The following is a 21,757-nucleotide window of genomic DNA, read 5'->3' as shown; positions in this document are numbered from 1 at the left end:
GTGACCGTGCCCGGTGAGAACCTGTCCCGCGACGAGGCCCGCGAGCGGGCCGCGCTGCTGTCCGTCGACGGTTACGAGGTCGACCTCGACCTGCGCTCGGCGGTCGGCGACTCCGACGAGGCGGTGCGCACCTTCCGCTCGGTGACGACGATCCGCTTCCGCCGCACGGGGACGGGCACGAGCACCTTCGCGGACCTGATCGCCCCCTCGGTGGACGCGGTCACCCTGAACGGGCGCTCCCTGGACCCGGCGGAGGTCTTCGACGGCGCGCGGATCGCGCTCGACGGCCTGGAGGACGAGAACACGCTGGTGGTGGACGCGCGGTGCGCCTACAGCCGGACCGGCGAGGGCATGCACCGCTTCGTGGACCCGGAGGACGGCGAGGTCTACCTCTACACGCAGTACGAGCCGGCCGACGCCCGCCGGGTGTACGCCACCTTCGAGCAGCCCGACCTCAAGGCCCCGCACCGCTTCTCGGTGACCGCCCCGGAGGGGTGGACCGTCTGGTCGAACGGTGCCGGGGAGCGGGACGCCGAGGGGGTGTGGCGGTTCGCGGAGACGGTCCCGGTCTCCACGTACATCACCTGCGTGGTGGCCGGTCCGTACCACTACGTCACCGACACCTACCGGCGCGGCGACCTGGAGATCCCGCTCGGCGCGATGTGCCGCAAGGGCCTCGCGAAGCACTTCGACGCGGACGACGTCTTCCTGATCACCAAGCAGGGCCTCGACTTCTTCCACGACAACTTCGACTTCCCGTACCCCTTCGGGAAGTACGACCAGGCGTTCGTCCCCGAGTACAACCTCGGCGCGATGGAGAACCCGGGCCTGGTGACCTTCCGCGAGGAGTACGTCTTCCGGGGCAAGGTCACCCAGGCGTCGTACGAGGCGCGGGCCAACGTCGTCCTGCACGAGATGGCGCACATGTGGTTCGGCGACCTGGTCACCATGGTGTGGTGGGACGACCTGTGGCTGAAGGAGTCCTTCGCGGACTTCATGGGCGCCTTCGCGAACGCCGAGGCGACCCGCTTCACCCACAGCTGGGTGACCTTCGCCAACAACCGCAAGTCCTGGGCGTACCGCGCCGACCAGCTCCCGTCCACCCACCCGGTCACGGCCGACATCCGCGACCTGGAGGACGCCAAGCTGAACTTCGACGGCATCACGTACGCCAAGGGCGCCTCGGTGCTCAAGCAGCTCGTGGCGTACGCCGGGCGGGACGCGTTCCTGGAGGGCGCGCGCCGCTACTTCAAGCGCCACGCGTACGGGAACACGCGCCTGGGCGACCTGCTCGCGATCCTGGAGGAGACCTCCGGGCGCGACATGAGGGCGTGGGCGAAGTCCTGGCTCCAGACCTCCGGCGTGAACGTCCTGGCGCCGGACGTCACCTACGACGCCGGGGGCCGGATCACCGAACTCGCCGTCCTCCAGGAGGGCGACGAACTGCGTCCGCACCGGACGGCCGTGGGCCTGTACCGGGTGGGGGCGGACGGCGCGCTCACGCGGTACGCGCGGGCCGAGGCGGACGTCACCGGCGCCCGCACGGTCGTGGCCGCGCTCGCGGGCGAGGAGCGGCCCGACCTGGTGCTCGTCAACGACGACGACCTCACGTACTGCAAGATGCGCTTCGACGAGGGTTCGCTCGCCACCCTGCGGAAGCACCTGGGCGACGTCACCGACCCCCTGGCCCGCGCCCTGTGCTGGTCGGCGCTGTGGAACCTGACCCGTGACGGGCTGATGCCCGCCCGGGACTTCGTCGCCGTCGCGCTCGCCTTCGCGGGCCGGGAGACCGAGATCGGCGTCCTGCAGATGGTGCACGCCTGGGTGAGGTCGGCCGTCACCCTGTACGCGGCGCCGGAGTGGCGCGAGGAGGGCGGCCGGCTGCTCGCCGGGGGCGGGCTGCGCGAGCTGCGGACGGCGGAGCCGGGCAGCGAGCACCAGCTCACCTGGGCGCGGTTCTTCGCGGCGACGGCCTCCACGGACGCCGACCTCCAGCTCCTGGAGGGGCTGCTCGACGGTACGGCGCGGATCGACGGCCTGGACGTCGACCAGGAGCTGCGCTGGGCGCTCCTTTCGCCGCTCGCCGCGCACGGGCGGGCGGACGAGGTCCGGATCGGCGAGGAGCTGGCCCGGGACGACACGGCGACGGGCAAGCGCCACCAGGTGCGGCTGCTCGCCTCGCGCCCGTCGGCGGCGGTCAAGGCGCAGGCATGGGCGCAGGTGGTCGAGTCGGACACCCTGTCGAACGCGCTCGTCGAGGCGACGATCGCGGGCTTCGTCCAGCCCTCGCAGCGCGAGCTGATCGCCCCGTACGCGGAGAAGTACTTCGCGGCGATCGAGCGCCTGTGGGCCGAGCGGTCGATCCAGATCGGCATGGACGTGGTGCGGGGCCTGTTCCCGGCGCTCCAGGACGACGCGGCGACGCTGGCCGCCACGGACGCCTGGCTGTCGGCCCACGAGTCGGCCGCGCCGGCGCTGCGCCGACTGGTCCTGGAGGCGCGCGACGACCTGGCGCGGGCGCTGCGCGCGCAGGAGTGCGACCGCGCGGCGGTCTGACCCGGTGAACGGCGGGGGTCGCGGGCTCCGGGCCCGCGGCCCCCGCCGGCGTGTGCGGGGGTGGGGGAAACTCCCGCCGCCGGTGTGCGCGGGGTGGGGAAGCTCCCCCGCCGGTGCGCGGGAGAGGAGTGCTCCGCCCCTCGGCATTCGAACGCGCGTCCTTTAGGGCGGTCTTGTCCCCGATTGTCGACGGATGCGTAACAGAGGTTAGGGCAGCCTTCTGAAGCGGAAGACCCCCGGCATGAACCACAACGCCCCCCTCACCCCCCGCCCCCTCCCCCTCGCCTCCCGCACCGGACGTACGCAACGCCTCGCCACCGCCTCCCAGTTGAGGGCCCAGGGCATTCCCGCCGCCGAGGTCGCCGCGCAGTGCCGGCCCGGCGGCTGGCAGCAGCTCCTCCCCGGCGTCTTCCTGCTCCACCCCGGGCCGCCCACCGGCGAGGACAGGCTGCGCGCCGCGCTCCTCTACGCCCGCGGGCCCGGCGCCCTGCCGCGCCAGGAGCCCGAGGCGATGATCACCGGGTTCGCCGCCCTGGCCCTGCACCGCTTCCCCTCCGCTCCCCCGCTCACCACCCTGGAGCGGATCGACGTCCTGGTCCCGCGCACCCGGCGGCCGCGCTCGACCGGCTGGGTGCGGGTGGTGCGCGCCCCGGAGGCGCCGGAACCGGTGGAGCTGACCGGCGTCCCCGTCGCCCCGGTCGCCCGCGCCGTCGCCGACGCGGTGGCGGGCCTCTCGGAGACGGGGGAGGTCCGCGCCCTCCTGGCCGAGGCCGTGCGCGGCGGACACTGCGAACCGGGCGCGGTGGTGAGGGAGCTGAGCCGGTCGCGGCTGCTCTCCCGGCCGTACGTGGCGGACGCGGTGGACGTGCTGCTCACCGAGGGGCGCCCGCTCTCCGAGGAGCGGCTGTACGAGATGGTGCGGGACTTCGGCCTGCCGGACCCGCTGTGGAACGTGGACCTGCGGCTGCCGGGCGGCCCGCACCTGGGCGGGGTGGACGCCTACTGGCCGGACCAGGCGGTCGCGGTCGAGCTGGACACCCGGGCGCCCCGGCGGGACGACGAGGGGGAATGGTCCGAGCGCGCCCGCAGGCGCGAGCACCTGGAGCGGCTCGGGATCACGGTCGTCCACCTCACCCCGCGCAAACTGCGCGAGGCGGCGGACCAGCAGGCCACCGTGGTCCGCACGGCCCTGATGGCCGCGGCGGACCGGCCCCCCGCCGCGTACGTCGTCGTCCTGCCCCGGTGAGGACCGCTCCCCGGCCCTCCCCGGCCCCGAGCGGCCCCGCGCGTCCGCTTCCCGGGCCGGTCGTTCCCCGTCGCTCCCGGCCGTCCGCTCTCAGTCGTCCGCTCCCGGCCGTCGCCCTCAGTCGTCCGCCCTCAGTCGTCCCGCATGAGCGGGTCACCGAGCCGGGAGCGGCCGGTCGGGGGGCGTTCGCGCCACAGGTCGAGGCCGATGTCGACCAGTTCGACGCGGGGGAGGCCGGGGACGGCGGAGAGCGGGTGCCAGGCGGCGAGGTCCGTGGAGCCGTCGGTCTCCGCGCGCAGTTCGCCGCCGGTGATCCGGGCCTCGTAGACGATCCGGAGGCCCTGGAAGTCACCGGGTTGGCGGAGGCGGCGCGACCAGTTGCGGCGGATGGAGTCGATGCCGAGGAGGACGGTGGGCTCGGCGGTGTACCCGGTCTCCTCCTCGACCTCGCGGACGACGGTCCGTACGGGCTCCTCGCCGTGGTCCATGCCGCCGCCCGGCAGGGTCCACCGCCTGGTGCCGTCGTCCGCCACCCAGCGGGCGAGGAGGATCCGCCCGTCCCGGACACACACGGCGTAGGCCGCCACCCTCACGTCCCTCTTCATGCGAAGAGGGTAGGGCCGGCGCCCGGGGACGGGCGGTCCCGCGGCGCGGCCGGGCCGGACGACGGGGCCGTCCGGCCCTTGGACAATGGATTGGACAAACCGGCCGTGAGCACACGCATCATGGTCCGGCAGCACCCCGCCCATACGCCCCACAAGCACGGAGGAGTCCCCGTGAAGGTCGGAATCGTCGGAGCCACCGGTCAGGTCGGCACAGTCATGCGCGGCATCCTGGCCGAGCGCGCGTTCCCCCTCGACGAGCTGCGGCTCTTCGCCTCCGCCCGTTCCGCCGGCACCGTCGTGGACGGCATCACGGTCGAGGACGCCTCCACCGCCGACTACACCGGCCTGGACATCGTGCTCTTCTCGGCCGGCGGCGCCACCTCCAGGGCCCTCGCCGAGAAGGTCGCCTCGCAGGGCGCCGTCGTGATCGACAACTCCTCCGCCTGGCGCCGCGACCCCGAGGTCCCCCTCGTCGTCTCCGAGGTCAACCCGCACGCGGTCAAGGACCGCCCCAAGGGCATCATCGCCAACCCGAACTGCACCACGATGGCCGCGATGCCGGTCCTCAAGCCGCTCCACCAGGAGGCCGGCCTGACCGCGCTCGTCGCCACCACCTACCAGGCCGTCTCCGGCTCGGGCGTCGCCGGCGTCGCCGAGCTGGACGGCCAGGTCAGGGCCGTCGCCGGGAACGCCGCCGCGCTCACCCACGACGGCGGGGCCGTGGACTTCCCCGAGCCCGGCGTCTACAAGCGCCCGATCGCCTTCAACGTGCTGCCGCTGGCCGGTTCGATCGTGGACGACGGCACCTTCGAGACCGACGAGGAGCAGAAGCTCCGCAACGAGTCCCGCAAGATCCTGGAGATCCCGGACCTCAAGGTCTCCGGCACCTGCGTGCGCGTCCCGGTCTTCTCCGGCCACTCCCTCCAGGTCAACGCCCGCTTCGCGCGCCCGATCGGCGTCGAGCGCGCCCAGGAGCTGCTGAAGGACGCGGAGGGCGTCGAGCTGTCCGAGATCCCGACCCCGCTCCAGGCGGCGGGCAGGGACGCCTCGTACGTCGGCCGCATCCGCGTGGACGAGACCGTCGAGAACGGTCTCGCGTTCTTCGTCTCCAGCGACAACCTGCGCAAGGGCGCCGCGCTGAACGCCGTGCAGATCGCGGAGCTGGTCGCGGCCGAGCTGCGGGGCTGACACCCGCGCGTACGCCCGGAGGGGCGGCGTCCCGTCGGGGAAGCCGCCCCTCCGGCGTGTCCGTCCGTGCCAGAGTTCCCCCATGAACCGGATACCCGAGCGGGGCGACGTCCCGCTGCCCCCGGGGGCCCTCCACGTGGCGGTCGGCTGGCGCACGGGGCGCGGAGTGCCCGACGTGGACGTGTCGGCGCTGCTCCTGGGGGCCGGGGAGCGGGTGCGGGGCGACGCCGACCTGGTCTTCTACAACCACGCCCGGCACCCGTCCGGGGCCGTGCGGCACCTGGGGCGGTCCGCCCCCGGTGCGCCCGGCAGCCAGGCCGCCGACTGGCTGTGGCTGGACCTCGCGCGCGTGGAGCCGGAGATAAGGCGGCTCGTGATCGCCGCCTCCGCCGACGGGGGAGCCCTCGGACGGGTGCCCGGTCTCGACGTACGGGTCACCGACGCGGCCGGGGCGCCCCTCGTGTACCGCCCGCTCGGGGGCGCGACGACCGGGACGGCCCTCGTCGTCGGGGAGTTCCGCCGCGACGGCGGCGGCTGGGGCTTCCGCGCGGCCGACCGGGGGTACGCGTCGGGGCTCGCCGGGCTCGCGACGGACTTCGGGATCGTGGCGGAGCCCCCGCCGCCTCCCGTCCCGGGCCCCGGGTACGTCCCGCCGCCCGCTCCTCCCCCGCCGCGCGCCGCCCCGCCCGCGCGGACGTCCGACCCGTACGGCGGGGAGTTCCGGCCCGCCGCGTACCGGGGGCGCGGGCGGGAGACCGTGCGCTGCGGCCCGGACCTGCCGGCGGGCCGCTGGGTGCTCGTGGAGATCGAGTCGTACCACTCGCTCTCCACCACGGTCGAGGCGTGCGACGCGTACGGGCGGCCCACCGGGTACCTGCTCGCGGCGTACGAGGACGACGTCCGCGCCCGTACGGTCGCCCTCGTCCCGCGCGCCCGCCCGCTCTCCCTGCGGGTGGAGGCCGACGCGCCCTGGACGCTGCGGGTGCTGCCGCTCTCCCGGGCGCGCCGGTTCGACAGCCACGTCGAGGGCCTGGCGCACGACCTGGTGCGCTACGACGGGCCGGCCGCGGTCCTGGACTTCCTGCACCGCGGCGCGTCCCGCTTCACCGTGCACCGGCACGCCCCGCCGCCGGACCCGCTCCACGACGACGAGGAGCGGGAACTGCTGGTCGACGCGGCCGGCGGGACCGGCGGGGTCCGCGTGTCCGTCCCGGTCCCGGGCCCCGGGCTGCTGCGGATCGGCGGCGACGGGCCGTGGAAATGCGCCGTGCGTCCTTGAGCCGCCCCGTGGAAGGATGGGCCCCATCGTCATGAAACAGAGGAGTTGACCGGGTGCCTGGCACGAACCTGACCCGTGAAGAGGCTCGGCAGCGGGCGGCGCTGCTGACCGTGGACGCGTACGAGGTCGAACTGGACCTCTCCGGCGCGCAGGAGGGCGGCACCTACCGGTCCGTCACCACCGTCCGCTTCGATTCCGCCGAGGAGGGCGCCGAGACCTTCGTCGACCTCGTCGCCCCCGCCGTCCACGAGGCCGTCCTGAACGGGCACGCCCTCGACGTCGCCGCCGTCTTCCGGGACTCCCGGATCGCCCTGCCGCACCTGAAGAAGGGCCGCAACGAGCTGCGGGTCGTCGCCGACTGCGCGTACACCAACACCGGCGAGGGCCTGCACCGCTTCGTCGACCCGGTCGACGACCAGGTCTACCTGTACACCCAGTTCGAGGTGCCGGACGCGCGGCGCGTGTTCGCCTCCTTCGAGCAGCCCGACCTCAAGGCGACCTTCCGGTTCACCGTGAAGGCCCCGGCCGGCTGGACCGTCGTCTCCAACAGCCCGACGCCCGAGCCGGAGGACGGCGTGTGGGAGTTCGCGCCGACGCCGCGGATCTCCACCTACATCACGGCCCTGATCGCCGGCCCGTACCACTCCGTGCACGCGACGTACGAGGGCAAGGACGGGCAGACCGTCCCGCTGGGCATCTACTGCCGTCCGTCGCTCGCCGAGTTCCTCGACGCGGACCACATCTTCGACGTCACGCGCCAGGGCTTCGACTGGTTCCAGGAGAAGTTCGCGTACGACTACCCGTTCGCCAAGTACGACCAGCTGTTCGTGCCGGAGTTCAACGCGGGCGCGATGGAGAACGCGGGCGCGGTCACCATCCGCGACCAGTACGTCTTCCGCTCGAAGGTGACGGACGCGGCGTACGAGCGGCGCGCCGAGACCATCCTGCACGAGCTGGCCCACATGTGGTTCGGCGACCTCGTGACCATGGAGTGGTGGAACGACCTGTGGCTGAACGAGTCGTTCGCCACCTACACGTCGGTCGCCTGCCAGGCCGCCGTCCCCGGCACCCGCTGGCCGAACGCCTGGACCACCTTCGCCAACGCGGAGAAGACCTGGGCCTACCGCCAGGACCAGCTGCCGTCGACGCACCCGATCATGGCCGACATCAACGACCTGGAGGACGTGCTCGTCAACTTCGACGGCATCACGTACGCCAAGGGCGCCTCGGTCCTCAAGCAGCTCGTCGCCTACGTCGGGCAGGACGAGTTCTTCAAGGGCGTGCAGGCGTACTTCAAGGCGCACGCCTTCGGCAACACGCGCCTGTCGGACCTGCTGGGCGCCCTGGAGAAGACCTCCGGGCGCGACCTGGCCTCCTGGTCGAAGGCGTGGCTGGAGACGGCCGGCATCAATGTCCTCCGCCCGGAGATCGAGACCGACGCGGACGGCGCCATCACGGCCTTCGCGGTCCGCCAGGAGGCCCCGGCGCTGCCCGCCGGCGCCAAGGGCGAGGCCGTCCTGCGCCCGCACCGGATCGCGATCGGCTTCTACGACCTGGACGGGACCGGCCGCCTCGTGCGCACCGAGCGCCTGGAGCTGGACATCGCGGCGGCCGGGCTGACCGAGGTGCCGCAGCTCGTCGGCAAGGCCCGCCCGGCGGTCGTCCTCCTCAACGACGACGACCTGTCGTACGCCAAGGTCCGCCTCGACGACGTGTCCCTGGCGAACGTCACCGAGCACCTGGGCGACTTCGCCGAGTCCCTGCCGCGCGCGCTGTGCTGGGCCTCGGCCTGGGACATGACCCGCGACGGCGAACTGGCCGCCCGCGACTACCTGGAGCTGGTGCTCTCGGGCATCGCCAAGGAGTCCGACATCGGCGTGGTGCAGTCGCTCCAGGGCCAGGTCAAGGCGGCCCTCGACCTGTACGCGGCGCCGTCGTGGCGCGAGACCGGGCTCTCCCGCTGGACGGAGGCGACGCTGGCACACCTGCGCGCGGCCGAGCCGGCGAGCGACCACCAGCTCGCGTGGGCGCGCGCCTTCGCGGCGACCGCCCGCACCCCGCAGCAGCTCGACCTGCTCGCCGCCCTCCTGGAGGGGCGAGAGACGATCGAGGGCCTGGCGGTGGACACCGAGCTGCGCTGGGCGTTCGTGCAGCGGCTCGCGGCGGCCGGCGTCTACGACGAGGCGGAGATCGCGGCCGAGCTGGAGCGCGACCGCACGGCGGCGGGCGAGCGGCACGCGGCGACCGCGCGGGCGGCCCGTCCGTCCGAGGCGGCCAAGGCGGAGGCGTGGGCGTCGGTGGTCGAGGACGACAAGCTGGCGAACGCCGTGCAGGAGGCGGTGATCGGCGGCTTCGTCCAGTCCGACCAGCGCGAGCTGCTCGCCCCGTACACGGCGAAGTACTTCGCGGCGATCAAGGGCGTCTCGGAGACCCGCAGCCACGAGATGATCCAGCAGATCGTGGTCGGCCTCTACCCGGCGCTCCAGGTCTCGCGGGAGACCCTGGACGCGACGGACGCCTGGCTGGAGGAGCACGAGCCGGCCCCGGCGCTGCGGCGTCTGGTGACGGAGTGCCGCGCGGGCGTCGAGCGCGCCCTGAAGGCACAGGCGGCGGACGCGGCCGCGGCGGTCTGACCGCCGGGCCGGCAGCGGCACGGAGAAGGGGCGCCCTCCCCCGGGGGGCGCCCCTTCGTCGTGTCTTCCGGGGTGGAGGTCCGCCCGGCGGGCGGGCGTCGGCGCGCGGCCGCTCCGCCGGGCGGAGGCCGGTCAGCCGCCGAGGGCGGTGAACCGGGCGCGCAGGTCCGCCGCGCCCCGTTCCGTCAGGGAGCCGTGGAGCCGCATCCGGGCCACGCCGCCGTCGGGGAAGGCGTCGAGGCGGACGTGGGTGACGACGGCCTCGGCGGGCAGCTTGAAGCGGTGGAGGGTGTCGGGCTGGAGGCGGGTCCTGGGGACGACCTCGAACCACTCGCCCGTCTCGCCGTCGCGTCCCTGGAGCGCGATCCAGCCCGCCGCGTTGCCCTTGAGGCAGGCGGTGTCGATCTCGACGGCGCGGACGGCGCCCTGGGCGGCGAGCCGGAAGCGGACCCAGTCGTGGGTGTCCCGGACCCGGCGGCGGCGGTTCTCCCAGCCGTCGTCCATCTTCCGGGAGGTGCCGGGCAGGATGATCTGGGTGGGCGAGGAGTAGAACCGGTCCGAGGCGTCCTCGTACGTGCCGCCGTTGAGCACGGAGATCAGGTCGAGGGTGCCGAGGAGTTCCAGCCACTCGGGGTCGGGCACGACCTCGCCGTGGACGCGGAGGCGGGCGACGCCGCCGTCGGGGTGCTGGCAGAGGCGGACGTGGGTGAAGCGGCGCTCGGCGTCGATCGCGAAGCCGTTGGCGGCGTGGCCCCGGACGGGGGTGGGCGGGACCAGCTCCTCCCACGTCGCGTCGAGGAGTTCGGCGGGGCCGGGCGCGCCCTCGACGGCGGTGGCCTGGAGGGACACCCGCTGCGGGTAGTTGCCCCGGAAGTGGGCGGTGTCCACGACGACGCCCCGGATCACGCCGGGGGCGCCGAGGCGGACGATCGCCCAGTCGTGGTCCCCGGGCGCGGGGAAGACGTGCGCGGCGTCGGCGCCCCGGCGGCGGCGGGTCTCCCAGCCGTCCATGATCTTGCCCTTGTGGCCGAAGCGCTCCGGGTCGAAGACGGCGCGCTCGCGGACGAGCAGGTTCTCCCGCTCGGCGAAGAACTCGTCGTTGGCGGCGACGACTCCGGCGCCGAGACGGCGGTCGGCGAGGTCGACGAGGTCGGTGAAGGGGAAGTCACCGGCGCGGTAGTCGGCGTAGGGGTCTCCGCCGGCGTAGGGGGCGGCGTCGTTGGCGTGCGGGTCCTGGTGCGCGTCGGGGCTGCTCATGTCCCGACCCTCCCGCGCCGGGTCGTCCGGGTCCATCGAATGTTTTCGACGGTACCTTTCAGTTCCGGTGAACGGTGGGGGCCGGACCCGGGGTTCGGCCCCGCGGGGCGGTCTCGCGTTCCGCCGCCGCCCACTGGAGCGCGGTCAGGACGCGGGCCACCGCGGGGCCCTCCTCGGCGCCGCTCCGCACCGCCGCGACGACGTGGCGGCGCGGCTGGTCGGCGGCGAGGGCGCGCAGGACGACCCCGGTGCCGCCCCGGCGTTCGGCGGAGGCCATGCGGGGCACGAGCGCGACCCCCATCCCGGCCTCGACCATGGCGAGGATCGCGGTCCACCCGGAGGCGCTGTGGGCCTGTTCGGGCACGAAGCCGGCGGCCTCGCAGGCGGCGGTGGTGATCGCGGACCAGGGGCCGGAACCGCCGTAGATCCAGGGCTCGGCGGCGAGGTCCGCGAGCCGCAGGCCGGGCACGGCGGCGAGCGGGTGCCCGGCGGACAGGGCCACGTCGAGCGGGTCCGCGAGCAGCGGCACCCGGCTGAACCCGGGGTCGCGCGGGGAGGGCGCGTGGGCGGCGAGCGAGAGGGCGAGGTCGGCCTCGCCGGCCGCGAGCAGTTCGTACGCCTCCGCCGCCTCGGCCTCCCGGACGCGGACCCGGAGCCCGGGGCGGTCGGCCCGCAGCCGGCGCACGGCGGGGACGACGAGGGCGGGCACGGAGGTGGGGAAGGCCGCGACCCGGACCTGTCCGGCCTCGCCCCGCAGGTAGCCGTCGAGTTCGGCGTCGGCGCGCTCCAGCTGGGCGAAGGCCGCCTCCGCGTGACGCAGCACCAGGTGGGCGGCGTCGGTGAGCCGGACCCGGCGGCCCTGGGCCTCCAGGAGCCGTACGCCGAGCTGTCCGGCGAGGTTGGTGAGCTGCTGCGAGACGGCCGAGGGGGTCAGGTGCAGGGCCTCCGCGGCCGCGGTGACGGTGCCGCGGTCGCGGAGGGTGCGGAGGATGCGGAGCTTCTTGACGTCCCACTCGGTCATGGGGCGCAACCTACCGGCCCGGTCACCGCTCCCGGGCGGTGACCGCCGCGGGTTCCGGCGCGGCGCGGCCGGCCGTGCCGGGGGTCCGGGGGACGGGGACCCCCGGGGTGCGGGGTCCCCGCTGGCCCGCCAGGGTGGCGCCGGAGGCGATCGCCATGCCGAGCAGCTGGACCGGGCCGAGCGCCTGGCCGAGCGCGGCCCAGCCGATGATCGCGGCGGTGACGGGCGAGAGCGGGCCGAGGAAGGTGGCGGAGGAGGCGCCGAGGCGCTCGATGCCCCGGAACCAGAGGTAGTACGAGACCGCGGTGTTGCCGAGGGCCAGGTAGGCGTAGCCGGCGAGGTGGGTGCCGGTCAGGGCGGGCGGGGCGCCCTCGGCCAGGAGGGCGACGGGCAGGACGACCAGGCCGCCCGCGGTGAGCTGCCAGCCGGTGAGGGTCAGGGCGCCGACGCCCTCGGGGCGGCCCCAGCGCTTGGTGAGGACGGTGCCCGCCGACATCGACAGGGCGGAGAGCAGCCCGGCGGCGACGCCGACGAGGTCGAGCGCGGCCCCGGCCCTGAGGACGACCAGGCTGACGCCGAAGGCGGCGGCGACGGCGGTGAGCAGGGTCCGCGCGGTCGGCCGGTCGCCCAGGAAGAGGGCGGCGAGGCCGATGACGAAGAGCGGGCCGACGGAGCCGACGACGGCGGCGACGCCACCGGGGAGCCGGTAGGCGGCGAGGAAGAGCAGCGGGAAGAAGGCGCCGATGTTGAGCGCGCCGAGGGCGGCGGCCTTCCCCCACCAGGCGCCGCGCGGGAGCCTGCGGGTCAGCGCGAGGAGCAGGAGCCCGGCGGGCAGGGCGCGCATCAGGCCCGTGAAGAGGGGGCGGTCGGGCGGCAGGAACTCGGTGGTGACGAAGTAGGTGGAGCCCCAGGAGACGGGAGCGAGCGCGGTCAGCGCGACGGTGGCGGCTCTGCGGGACATGGCGGTTCCCCTCGGTGCGGGTGCCGGTGGCCGGGTCCGGGGCCGGATCCGGAGGCCAAAGCGGCTTGGCGTTGATTAACTTAGCACTAAGCTACTTATCCACAAGCGACTTTTTTGCCGACGAACGGCACGCGAGGAGAGACTGGACGGATGAACACGACCCCCCCGGGCCCCGGCCCGGCCCGCGACGCCGTCGACGCCATCACCGACCAGTGGGCGGCCGTCCGGCCCGATCTGGACACACTGCCGATGGCCGTCTTCGGCCGGATCTACCGGCTGTCCCAGGCCATGCGCGGCACGGTGGACAAGGCGTACGCGCCCTACGGCATGGGCCTCGGGGAGTTCGACGTGCTCGCGACCCTGCGCAGGTCCGGAGAGCCGTACACGCTCTCGCCGCGCGAGCTGGCCGCCACCCTGATGATCACCACCGGGGGCATGACGGGCCGCCTCGACCGGCTGGAGAAGGCCGGGCTGCTCAGCCGCAGCCCCGACCCGAACGACCGGCGCGGACTGCGGGTCACCCTCAGCCCGCGCGGCAGGGAGCTGGTGGACCTGGCGGTCGTGGACGGCCTCGCGCGACAGAGGGCGGCCCTGGAGGCGGCACTCGGCCCGGAGGAGGCGGAACAGCTCTCCGGACTGCTGCGGAAGCTGCTCGCGGCCACCGCGTGACGGACGGCCGGAGACGCGCGAGGGCGCCGCACGGCATGTCGTGCCGTGCGGCGCCCTCGACGGAGACGGAGGAAGGGGTCAGGCCTTCTTGGACTTGTCGAGCACCATCACCAGGCCGGCGATGATCAGGAACAGCACCAGCGGGGCGGCCACGAACAGGCCGAGGGTCTCGACGACCTCCAGCTTGGGGGCCGGGTCGTCACCGTCGTCGCGGGTGAGCGCGAGCGCGGGGGACGACATGAGCAGCATCATCAGCGTCGTACCGGCCGCGACGGAGCCGGCGCGCAGGGCGTTCTTCTTGTCCACGGAGCAAACGTAGCGAACGCCCGGAGGGGCCGCGCGCCCGGGGGTGCCGTACGGGCGTGCAGCTCGCTCAGCAGGGCGTGCGCGCGGGGCGAGGCGGCCAGTTGCTCCAGGGTGACCGGCTGCCCGTCGGGGCCGGCGAGCGGCAGTCGCCAGTTGGGGTACTCGTCCCAGGTGCCCGGCAGGTTCTGCGGCCTGCGGTCCCCCAGGGCGTCCGGCAGCCACACGCCCACCATCCGGGCCGGGGTGGCGAGCAGATAGCGGTGGACGGCCCTGATCTCGGCCTCCTCCCCCGGCCCCTCCGGGAGCAGCCCCAGCCGCTCGAAGAGGCCGCGCCACTCGGCGGTCTCGGTCCGGTCCGCCGCCCGCTCGCGCTCCAGGCCGCCGGGGAGCAGCCCGAGCCGGTGCCGCAGGGTGACGTGGTCGCCGGAGAGGCGGGCGGCGGTGGAGGGCAGGTCGTGGGTGGTGGCGGTGGCCACGCACTCCGCGCGCCACTCCTCCGGGGGCAGCGGACCGCCGGTGCCCGCCCAGTCCCGCTCGAACCAGAGCACGGAGGTCCCGAACACCCCGCGCCGGGCCAGTTCCTCCCGTACCCCCGGTTCGACCGTGCCGAGGTCCTCGCCGATGACCAGGGCGCCGGCGCGGTGCGCCTCCAGCACGAGGACGGCGAGCATCGCCTCGGCGTCGTACCGGACGTACGTGCCCTCGGTGGGCTCGCGGCCCTCCGGCACCCACCAGAGCCGGAAGAGGCCCATGACGTGGTCGACGCGCAGGGCGCCCGCGTGGCGGAGGAGTTCGCGCAGGACGCCCCGGTACGGGGCGTAGCCCGCGGCGGCGAGGGCGTCGGGCCGCCAGGGCGGCAGGCCCCAGTCCTGCCCCCGGGAGTTGAAGGCGTCGGGCGGGGCGCCGACCGACATGCCCGCCGCGAAGGCGTCCTGGCAGGCCCAGGTGTCCGACCCCTCCGGGTGGACGCCGACCGCCAGGTCGTGGACGATCCCGATCTCCATCCCGGCCTCGCGGGCGGCCCCGGCGGCGTCGGCCAGCTGCCGGTCCGTCAGCCAGGCGAGCCGGCAGTGGAAGTCGACCCGGGCGGCCAGGTCGGGGTCGGCGCGCACGGCCGCCTCCGCCCCGCGCGGGGTGCGCAGCTCCTCGGGCCAGGCGCGCCAGTGGGGGCCGTGGCGCTCCGCGAGGGCCTGGTAGGTGGCGTGGTCCTCCAGGGCGCGGCCCCGCGCGGCGAGGAAGTCGTGGAAGTCGGCGCGCCGGCCCGGACCCGGCTCGACGCCCGCGACGAGCAGCTCCAGGGCCCGCCGCTTGACCTCCCAGACCGCGTCCCGGTCGATCAGGGCGCCCTTGCCGAGGACCCGTTCCCGCAGCTCGGCGGCGTCCGCGAGGATCCGGTCGAGCTCGTCGCGGTGCCCGGGACCGAGCAGGGCGTACTCGGGGATCTCCTCGATCCGCAGGTGGACGGGGTCGGGGAAGCGGCGCGAGGAGGGGCGGTACGGGGAGGGGTCCGTCGGCGCGCCGGGCACGGCCGCGTGGAGCGGGTTGACCTGGACGAATCCGGCGCCGTGTGCCCGGCCCGCCCAGGTGACGAGCTCGCGCAGGTCGCCGAGGTCGCCCATGCCCCAGGAGCGGGTGGAGAGCAGCGAGTAGAGCTGCACGAGGAGCCCGTACGCGCGCCGGGCGGGCCCGGGGGCGCGCGCGGGGCTCACGATCAGGGTGCTGGTGGCCGTGCGTCCGTCGGGGGCCTCGGCCTCGACCGCGTGGACGCCGAGCGGCAGCCGCGCCCAGTCCTCCCCGATGACGACCGCGCCGTCCTCGGTGGTGACCTGGAGGCGGGTGCCGGGCGGCAGGCCGGACGGGGGGCGGAGGCCGGGCTCCCGCCACGGGACCGCGGCGTCGTGGTGGGCGAACCCCTCGCAGGTGGCGACCTCTTCGTACGGGGCCGCCCCGGCGCGCCCGTCGTACGGGTCCGCCGTTCCGGGCCCGTCGTACGGATCGGTCTCCGCGCGCGCGTCGTACGGATCCTCCGCTCCGCGCGGGCCGGGGCCGCCGTCCGTGTCCACGGCCCGCCAGTGGACCAGGGTGGGCGGCAACAGGCGCTCGCGGGCGGCCCGTTCCGCCGCGTCGAGGGCGGCGGCGACCGCCTCCGGCGTGGAGGCGTCGACGCCCAGGGCCGCGAGGACGGCCACCACGGTGGCGTCGGGCACGGGCACGTCGCCGCCGTCGGCGGGACTGTGGACGGTGGCGACGCCGTGCAGGGCGGCGAGACGGGCCAGGGTCACTTCACACTCCGGGGCACTCCGGGCCGCCCGCGCGGACGAGGGCGGTGGGTTCACTGGTCGGGGGAGCCGCCGCGGCCGGCGGCTCGCCGGTGAGGGGGGACGCGGCGGGCGGGGGCGGCGCGGCGGACGACGGCGTGCCGCCCGGTACCGGCCGCCGGGGGAGCCGTATTCCTCCGGCGGGGCGGGCGGTCGTGGTCACGGGGGCTCCCGGTTCGTCTCGTCGGGTGGGGCCTGGACAACTTCTGACACCTACCCACCGCACCTCGTTTTACCGGCGGAGGGGGACGAAGTGGCGTCACCCCGCCGACAGCTCACCGGGCAAAACCGACACATCGGCCCTGTGCGTTGACACGTGCGTGCGACGGATGGTGGGCTCGTGACCGACTCGTGACCAACGGCGGAGCAGCCGAAGGGAGACCCCGTGCGCCCCGGACCCAGGAAGCGCGGTGCGACGGCCCTCGTCGCCGTCGTCGTCGGCGGCCTCCTCGGCGGCGGCGCCCCCGGCGCGGCCCAGGCACTCCCGGAGGCGTCCGCGCTCCCGGGGAGCCGGACGTCCCCGGAGGCGCGCGCGTTCCCGGGGACGCACGCCCTTCCGGGCGCCCGGACGTCCCCGGAGCCGCCGGTGGCCTCCGCGCCCGCGGCCCCCGCGCGCGTGCCCGCGCCCGCCCCGCCGCCCGGACCGGGCACGGCCGGCCCCGGGACGGCCGCCGCGCGCGTGCCCGCCGTCTGGCCCCGGCCGCAGTCCCTGACGGCCGCCGGGCCCTCCGTACGGCTCGGGGACGAGGTGACGCTGCTGGCGAGCGCCGACGCCGACCCGTACGCCCTCGACGCCCTGCGCGGGCTGCTGCGGGCGGCCGGGGTGCGGACCGTCCACACCGGGCTCCCGGGCCGGGGCCCGGTGGTCCGGGCCGCCGGTCCCTCCGGGGAGGGCGCCGCCGAGGTGCTGACCGCGCTGCGCGTGCCCGAACGCCTCGACCTGCCGCGCGGCGGCTACCGGCTCGCGACCGGGCGCTTCCGGGGACGGGACACCGTCGTCCTGGACGGGGCGGGCGAGGACGGCCTGTTCCACGCCGTGCAGACGCTGCGCCAGCTCCTCGGCGGCGCGGGCGGCACCGGCCGGGAGGTCCCCGGGGTCGTCGTCCGCGACTGGCCGGGCACCGCCGAGCGCGGCGTCGCCGAGGGCTTCTACGGGAGCCCCTGGACGCGGGAGCAGCGGCTCGCCCAGATCGACTTCCTGGCCCGCACCAAGCAGAACCGCTACCTGTACGCGCCCGGGGACGACCCGTACCGCCAGACGCTGTGGCGCGAGCCCTACCCGGCCGGGCGGCGGGCGGAGTTCCGGGAACTCGCCGAACGGGCCCGCGCCCACCACGTGAGGCTCGGCTGGGCCGTGTCGCCCGCCCAGTCCATGTGCCTGGCCTCCGCCGCCGACGTGGCGGCGCTGACGCGGAAGCTCGACGCGATGTGGGCGCTCGGCGTGCGCTTCTTCCAGCTCCAGTTCCAGGACGCCTCCTACGACGAGTGGCACTGCTCCCGGGACGCCGACGCCTTCGGGCGCGGCCCCGAGGCGGCGGCCGGCGCCCACGCGCGCGTGGCGAACGCCGTGGCCCGGCACCTGGCCGAACGGCATCCGGGCGGCGACCCGCTGACGGTGATGCCGACGGAGTACTACCAGGACGGGGCGACCGCGTACCGCGCGAAGCTCGCCGAGGCGCTCGACGCGGACGTGCGGGTGGCGTGGACCGGCGTCGGCGTCGTGCCGCCCGCCATCACCGGCGGCGAACTGGCCGACGCGCGCGAGGCACTGGGCCACCCGCTGGTCACCATGGACAACTACCCGGTCAACGACTACGCGCAGGACCGGCTCTTCCTGGGTCCCGCGACGGGCCGGGAACCGGCCGTGGCCGCCGGGTCCGCCGCCTACCTCGCCCTCGCCATGGAGCAGCCCGCCGCCTCCCGCGTCCCGCTGTTCACGGCCGCCGACTACGCGTGGAATCCGAGGGGGTACCGGCCGGAGGAGTCCTGGCGGGCCGCCGTGGACGACCTCGCGGGCCCGGACCCGGCCGCCCGCGAGGCGCTGCGGGCGCTCGCCGGGAACGGCGCCTCCTCGCTGCTCGCCCCGGCGGGCGAATCGGCCTACCTGAAGCCGCTCCTGGCCGCCTTCTGGGACGCGCGCGCCGGGGCGGTCCCGGACACGCGCGCGCGGGAGCGGACGGCGCGCGGGCTGCGGGCCGCGTTCACCGTGATGCGCACCGCCCCCGAGCGCCTCGCGGCCACCGCCGGCGGCGCCCTCGGCGACGAGGCGGGGCCGTGGTTGGAGCAGCTGTCCCGGTACGGCCTGGCGGGCGGGACGGCCGTCGACATGCTGCTCGCCCAGGAACGCGGCGACGGCGCGGCGGCCTGGCGGGCACAGTGGGAGCTCTCCTCGCTGCGGAAGGCCCTGGGGGCGAGCCGGGTGACGGTCGGGGCGGGGGTGCTCGACCCGTTCCTCGCGCGCGCGGAGGCCGGGGCGGCGGCCTGGACCGGCGCCGACCGGGCCCGGTCGGTACGGGCCGAGCGGGCCCCCGGCTCGTACACCGTGCGTCTCGGCCGGGCGCGGCCCCTGGAGGCCCTGACGGTGATGACCGAGCCGTTCCCGGCGGACGGACGGGCGGGCGCGGGCGCGCGCGTGGAGGCGTACGTGCCCGGCGGGGGCTGGCGGCCGCTCGGCCCGCTGTCGCCGTCCGGGTGGACGCAGGCCGCGCCGAAGGGGCTGCGGGCCGAGGCGCTGCGGGTGGTGTGGGACGGCGACGGGCCCGCGCCCGCGGTGCGTTCCCTGGTGCCGTGGTTCGCGGACGTGCCGCGCGCCGGCGTCGCCCTCGCGCGTACGGAGACGGACGCGGTGATCGGCGGTCCGGCGCGGCGGGTGGACGTGGAGCTGACGAACCGCCGCACGGACGAGGTGCGCGGCGCGCTGACGGCGAGGGCCCCGAAGGGGATCACGGTCCGGCTGCCGGGGCGGGCCTCGGTGGGGCGCGGCGCCCGCGCGCGCGTCCCCCTGGAGGTGTCGGTGGCGGCGGACGTGCCGGTCGGCGCGTACCGGGTGCCGGTGTCCTTCGCCGGCGAGGAGCGGGTGCTCACGGTGCGGGCCTTCCCCCCGACGGGCGGCCCGGACCTGGCGCGGACGGGGACGGCCTCCTCCTCGGGCGACGAGACCCCGGACTTCCCGGCCGCCGCGGCGGTGGACGGCGATCCGGCCACCCGCTGGTCCTCCCCGGCGGAGGACGGGGCCTGGTGGCGGCTCGAACTGCCCGCGCCGGTCCGGCTGGGAGAGGTGGTGCTGCGCTGGCAGGACGCGTACGCCTCCCGCTACCGCGTGGAGGTCTCGGCGGACGGCCGGACGTGGCGCACGGCGGCGGCGGTCACGGACGGCCGGGGCGGCCGGGAGTCGGTCCGGACGGACGCGCCGGACACGCGCTTCCTGCGGGTGCGGGGCGAGAAGCGGGCGACCCGCTTCGGCTACTCGCTCTGGTCGGTGGAGGCGTACGCGGTGGCTCAGGGGTCGCCGTCACGGGCGGACGCGGCGAAGCCGGCGGCGCCCCCGGCGACGGCCGCCCCGAAGACCCCGGCGGCCACGACCGCGCCCCCGCCGCCGGACGCGGACAAGGGCACGGGCACGGGCACGGACGCGGGCGTGGGCGTGGGCGTGGACACCGGCACGGGAGCGGACGCGCCGGAGGAGCGGCCCGCCCCCTGAGGGGCGCACCGCCCGGCGGACCGCCGCGCGCGGGGAAGACCGCGTGCGCACGGGGAAGGCCCCGCGCGCACGGCGGCTCACCCCGTCGTCAGCGCCCCCGCGGGAGTCTCCGCGACGGAGTCGATCCGGGCCATCACGTCCCGCGCGCCGTACGCCTCCAGGTAGGGCAGCCAGCGCGGGTCCCGGTGGCCGGTCCCGATGATCCGCCAGGCCGGGCCGGTCGGCGGGGCGGGCTGGTGGCGCAGCCGCCAGCCGAGTTCGCGCAGGTGCCGGTCGGCCTTGACGTGGTTGCAGCGGCGGCAGGCCGCCACCACGTTGTCCCAGGCGTGCGTGCCGCCCCGGCTGCGCGGGACGACGTGGTCGACGCTGGTCGCGACGCCCCCGCAGTACGCGCAGCGCCCGCCGTCGCGGGCGAAGAGGGCCCGGCGGGTCAGAGGAACGGGCCCCCGGTGGGGGACCCGCACGAAGCGCTTCAGCCGCACCACGCTGGGCGCGGGGACGACTTGGGTCTCGCTGTGCAGGAAGGCGCCGGACTCCTCGAGGCAGAGGGCCTTGTCCTCCAGGACGAGGACGAGTGCGCGGCGGAGCGGTACGACGCCGAGCGGCTCGTACGACGCGTTGAGGACCAGGACGTGCGGCACGCATGCCTCCTATGACGCCGGCGGCGCGTGGCTCGCGCCGGGACGAACTGCTCTCAGTCTCTCCTCATGCCGGGCGGGAGCGCCACCACGTGACGGGACCGGAGCGAGGGCCCCCGGAGTGTTCCCGGCCACATCGGCATCACCTCCTTCATGCCCGGGTGAGGTCCGTCTCTCCCTCGAACACGGCTGCCGGACCACGCCCGCCGCCCCGTTACTGTGGATGACTTGCGTACGCGATGCCTGGAGGTTGTCCCGTGTCCTGGTCCGCCCTGGCGGCTGCCACCGAACCCGAACCCATGCCGGTGACCCTGGACGAAGCCGCGGAGCGCGCCACGAACGCCGCCACCTGGGTGGAGGAGAACTGGTCCACCTGGCTGAACACCGGGCTGCGCATCCTGCTCATCCTGGTCGTCGCGCTGCTCCTGCGGATGGCCGTCCGCCGGGCCCTGACGAAGCTGATCGAGCGGATGAACCGTTCGGCGCAGGCGGTGGAGGGGACGGCCCTGGGCGGTCTCCTCGTCAACACCGAGCGGCGGCGGCAGCGCTCGGAGGCCATCGGCTCGGTGCTGCGTTCGGTCGCGTCGTTCCTGATCCTGGGCACGGCCGGGCTGATGATCCTCGGCGCCTTCAAGATCGACCTGGCACCGCTGCTCGCCTCGGCCGGTGTGGCCGGTGTGGCGATCGGTTTCGGCGCCCGGAACCTGGTGACCGACTTCCTCTCCGGCGTCTTCATGATCCTGGAGGACCAGTACGGCGTCGGTGACTCGATCGACGCGGGCGTGGCCTCCGGCGAGGTCGTCGAGGTGGGCCTGCGGGTGACCAAGCTGCGCGGGGTGGACGGCGAGATCTGGTACGTGCGCAACGGCGAGATCAAGCGGATAGGCAACCTCAGCCAGGGCTGGGCCACGGCCGCCGTGGACGTGACGGTGCGGCCGACGGAGGACCTGGACCGGGTGCGGTCCGTGATCACCGAGGCGGCGGAGTCCATGGCGAAGGAGGAGCCGTGGAACGAGCGCCTGTGGGGGCCGGTGGAGGTGCTCGGCCTCAACGAGGTGCTGCTCGACTCGATGACGGTCCGGGTCGCGGCGAAGACGATGCCGGGCAAGGCGCTGGGCGTGGAGCGCGAGCTGCGCTGGCGGATCAAGCGGGGCCTGGACGAAGCGGGCATCCGGATCGTGGGCGGTCTCCCGGTGCCGGCCGAGGAGGCGGCGGCCGACCCGTCGGCGGGCGTGGCGGCGCCCTCGGTCTTCGCCAACACGTCCTCGCCCCAGTCGGCGGCGGCGACCCCGCTGCCGAAGTCGGACCTCTCCAAGTAACCGGTCCTCCCGGCGGGCGGTCCCCGTCCGACCGGGGCCCCTTCCGGGCGGACGGGGACCG

The 21,757-nt window shown here is 75.6% G+C and carries 15 protein-coding genes; 8 read left to right on the top strand and 7 right to left on the bottom strand.

Features of this window, described 5'->3' with window-relative positions:
• Positions 1-6: 6 nt before the first annotated feature.
• Together pepN (ACFYZY_RS13700) and ACFYZY_RS13695 are read left to right on the top strand one after the other, a co-directional pair.
• Positions 7-2,556, top strand: a complete 2,550-nt coding sequence (gene pepN, locus ACFYZY_RS13700; RefSeq protein ID WP_388693089.1) for an aminopeptidase N — start codon at positions 7-9, stop codon at positions 2,554-2,556.
• A 241-nt stretch (positions 2,557-2,797) separates the two neighbouring features.
• Positions 2,798-3,802, top strand: coding sequence for a hypothetical protein (locus ACFYZY_RS13695; protein WP_388693087.1), 1,005 nt, complete (start codon positions 2,798-2,800; stop codon positions 3,800-3,802).
• Positions 3,803-3,933: 131 nt separating this feature from the next.
• Here the strand turns inward: ACFYZY_RS13695 and ACFYZY_RS13690 are convergent, their stop codons facing one another.
• The gene (locus tag ACFYZY_RS13690) at positions 3,934-4,407 is read right to left on the bottom strand and encodes an NUDIX hydrolase (protein ID WP_388693085.1); all 474 of its coding nucleotides are present in this window, start codon (positions 4,405-4,407) and stop codon (positions 3,934-3,936) included.
• Positions 4,408-4,578: 171 nt separating this feature from the next.
• On the opposite strand from ACFYZY_RS13690, the gene ACFYZY_RS13685 reads away from it, so the two are divergent.
• The 3 genes from ACFYZY_RS13685 to pepN (ACFYZY_RS13675) all read left to right on the top strand — a co-directional run bounded on the left by ACFYZY_RS13685 (position 4,579) and on the right by pepN (ACFYZY_RS13675) (position 9,507).
• A complete protein-coding gene (locus ACFYZY_RS13685) occupies positions 4,579-5,595 on the top strand; it encodes an aspartate-semialdehyde dehydrogenase (RefSeq protein WP_388693083.1) in 1,017 nt (338 codons plus the stop codon).
• 82 nt (positions 5,596-5,677) lie between these two features.
• Positions 5,678-6,874 carry a TerD family protein gene (locus ACFYZY_RS13680; RefSeq protein ID WP_388693081.1) on the top strand — a complete coding sequence of 399 codons (1,197 nt, stop codon included), beginning with the start codon at positions 5,678-5,680 and terminating at the stop codon, positions 6,872-6,874.
• 53 nt (positions 6,875-6,927) lie between these two features.
• Positions 6,928-9,507 (top strand): aminopeptidase N, encoded by a 2,580-nt coding sequence (gene pepN / locus ACFYZY_RS13675; protein ID WP_388693079.1) that lies wholly within the window; start codon positions 6,928-6,930, stop codon positions 9,505-9,507.
• A gap of 132 nt (positions 9,508-9,639) precedes the next feature.
• Here the strand turns inward: pepN (ACFYZY_RS13675) and alc are convergent, their stop codons facing one another.
• The 3 genes from alc to ACFYZY_RS13660 are packed head-to-tail and all read right to left on the bottom strand — an operon-like array spanning position 9,640 to position 12,746.
• Entirely contained in the window at positions 9,640-10,764 is a 1,125-nt protein-coding gene (alc, locus tag ACFYZY_RS13670) for an allantoicase (protein WP_388693077.1), read from the bottom strand.
• 58 nt (positions 10,765-10,822) lie between these two features.
• On the bottom strand, positions 10,823-11,785 hold the full coding sequence (locus ACFYZY_RS13665; RefSeq protein ID WP_388693075.1) for a LysR family transcriptional regulator: 963 nt from the start codon (positions 11,783-11,785) through the stop codon (positions 10,823-10,825).
• 22 nt (positions 11,786-11,807) lie between these two features.
• Positions 11,808-12,746: an EamA family transporter gene (locus tag ACFYZY_RS13660; protein WP_388693073.1), complete on the bottom strand. Its 939-nt coding sequence runs from the start codon at positions 12,744-12,746 to the stop codon at positions 11,808-11,810.
• A 150-nt stretch (positions 12,747-12,896) separates the two neighbouring features.
• Here ACFYZY_RS13660 and ACFYZY_RS13655 point away from each other — a divergent pair, with 150 nt between their 5' ends.
• Complete coding sequence (locus ACFYZY_RS13655) at positions 12,897-13,415, top strand: MarR family winged helix-turn-helix transcriptional regulator (protein WP_388693071.1); 519 nt, start codon at positions 12,897-12,899, stop codon at positions 13,413-13,415.
• Between the two features lie 78 nt (positions 13,416-13,493).
• Here the strand turns inward: ACFYZY_RS13655 and ACFYZY_RS13650 are convergent, their stop codons facing one another.
• Positions 13,494-13,721, bottom strand: a complete 228-nt coding sequence (locus ACFYZY_RS13650) for a hypothetical protein (protein WP_388693069.1) — start codon at positions 13,719-13,721, stop codon at positions 13,494-13,496.
• Positions 13,667-16,003: a 4-alpha-glucanotransferase gene (malQ, locus tag ACFYZY_RS13645; protein WP_388693067.1), complete on the bottom strand. Its 2,337-nt coding sequence runs from the start codon at positions 16,001-16,003 to the stop codon at positions 13,667-13,669. The genes ACFYZY_RS13650 and malQ overlap by 55 nt, the downstream gene beginning before the upstream one ends.
• A gap of 421 nt (positions 16,004-16,424) precedes the next feature.
• Here malQ and ACFYZY_RS13640 point away from each other — a divergent pair, with 421 nt between their 5' ends.
• Entirely contained in the window at positions 16,425-19,739 is a 3,315-nt protein-coding gene (locus ACFYZY_RS13640) for a beta-N-acetylglucosaminidase domain-containing protein (RefSeq protein ID WP_388693065.1), read from the top strand.
• Between the two features lie 77 nt (positions 19,740-19,816).
• Here the strand turns inward: ACFYZY_RS13640 and ACFYZY_RS13635 are convergent, their stop codons facing one another.
• Complete coding sequence (locus ACFYZY_RS13635) at positions 19,817-20,380, bottom strand: HNH endonuclease (protein WP_388693063.1); 564 nt, start codon at positions 20,378-20,380, stop codon at positions 19,817-19,819.
• A gap of 236 nt (positions 20,381-20,616) precedes the next feature.
• Between ACFYZY_RS13635 and ACFYZY_RS13630 the strand changes: the two genes are divergently transcribed.
• Positions 20,617-21,696, top strand: coding sequence for a mechanosensitive ion channel family protein (locus tag ACFYZY_RS13630; RefSeq protein WP_388693062.1), 1,080 nt, complete (start codon positions 20,617-20,619; stop codon positions 21,694-21,696).
• Positions 21,697-21,757: the final 61 nt, after the last annotated feature.

Source organism: Streptomyces sp. NPDC001744 (genome assembly GCF_042892575.1).
Classification (GTDB): Bacteria; Actinomycetota; Actinomycetes; order Streptomycetales; family Streptomycetaceae; genus Streptomyces.
Note: the sequence above shows the minus strand (reverse complement) of the source record. Positions and strands in the feature narration are given on the sequence as shown.

Bases quoted from the DNA above. Each gene is read 5' to 3' on its own strand.
- ACFYZY_RS13695 (WP_388693087.1), top strand. From the start codon at position 2,798: ATGAACCACAACGCCCCCCTCACCCCCCGCCCCCTCCCCCTCGCCTCC.
- ACFYZY_RS13690 (WP_388693085.1), bottom strand. From the start codon at position 4,407: ATGAAGAGGGACGTGAGGGTGGCGGCCTACGCCGTGTGTGTCCGGGAC.
- ACFYZY_RS13680 (WP_388693081.1), top strand. From the start codon at position 5,678: ATGAACCGGATACCCGAGCGGGGCGACGTCCCGCTGCCCCCGGGGGCC.
- alc (WP_388693077.1), bottom strand. From the start codon at position 10,764: ATGAGCAGCCCCGACGCGCACCAGGACCCGCACGCCAACGACGCCGCC.
- ACFYZY_RS13665 (WP_388693075.1), bottom strand. From the start codon at position 11,785: ATGACCGAGTGGGACGTCAAGAAGCTCCGCATCCTCCGCACCCTCCGC.
- ACFYZY_RS13660 (WP_388693073.1), bottom strand. From the start codon at position 12,746: ATGTCCCGCAGAGCCGCCACCGTCGCGCTGACCGCGCTCGCTCCCGTC.
- ACFYZY_RS13655 (WP_388693071.1), top strand. From the start codon at position 12,897: ATGAACACGACCCCCCCGGGCCCCGGCCCGGCCCGCGACGCCGTCGAC.
- ACFYZY_RS13630 (WP_388693062.1), top strand. From the start codon at position 20,617: ATGCCTGGAGGTTGTCCCGTGTCCTGGTCCGCCCTGGCGGCTGCCACC.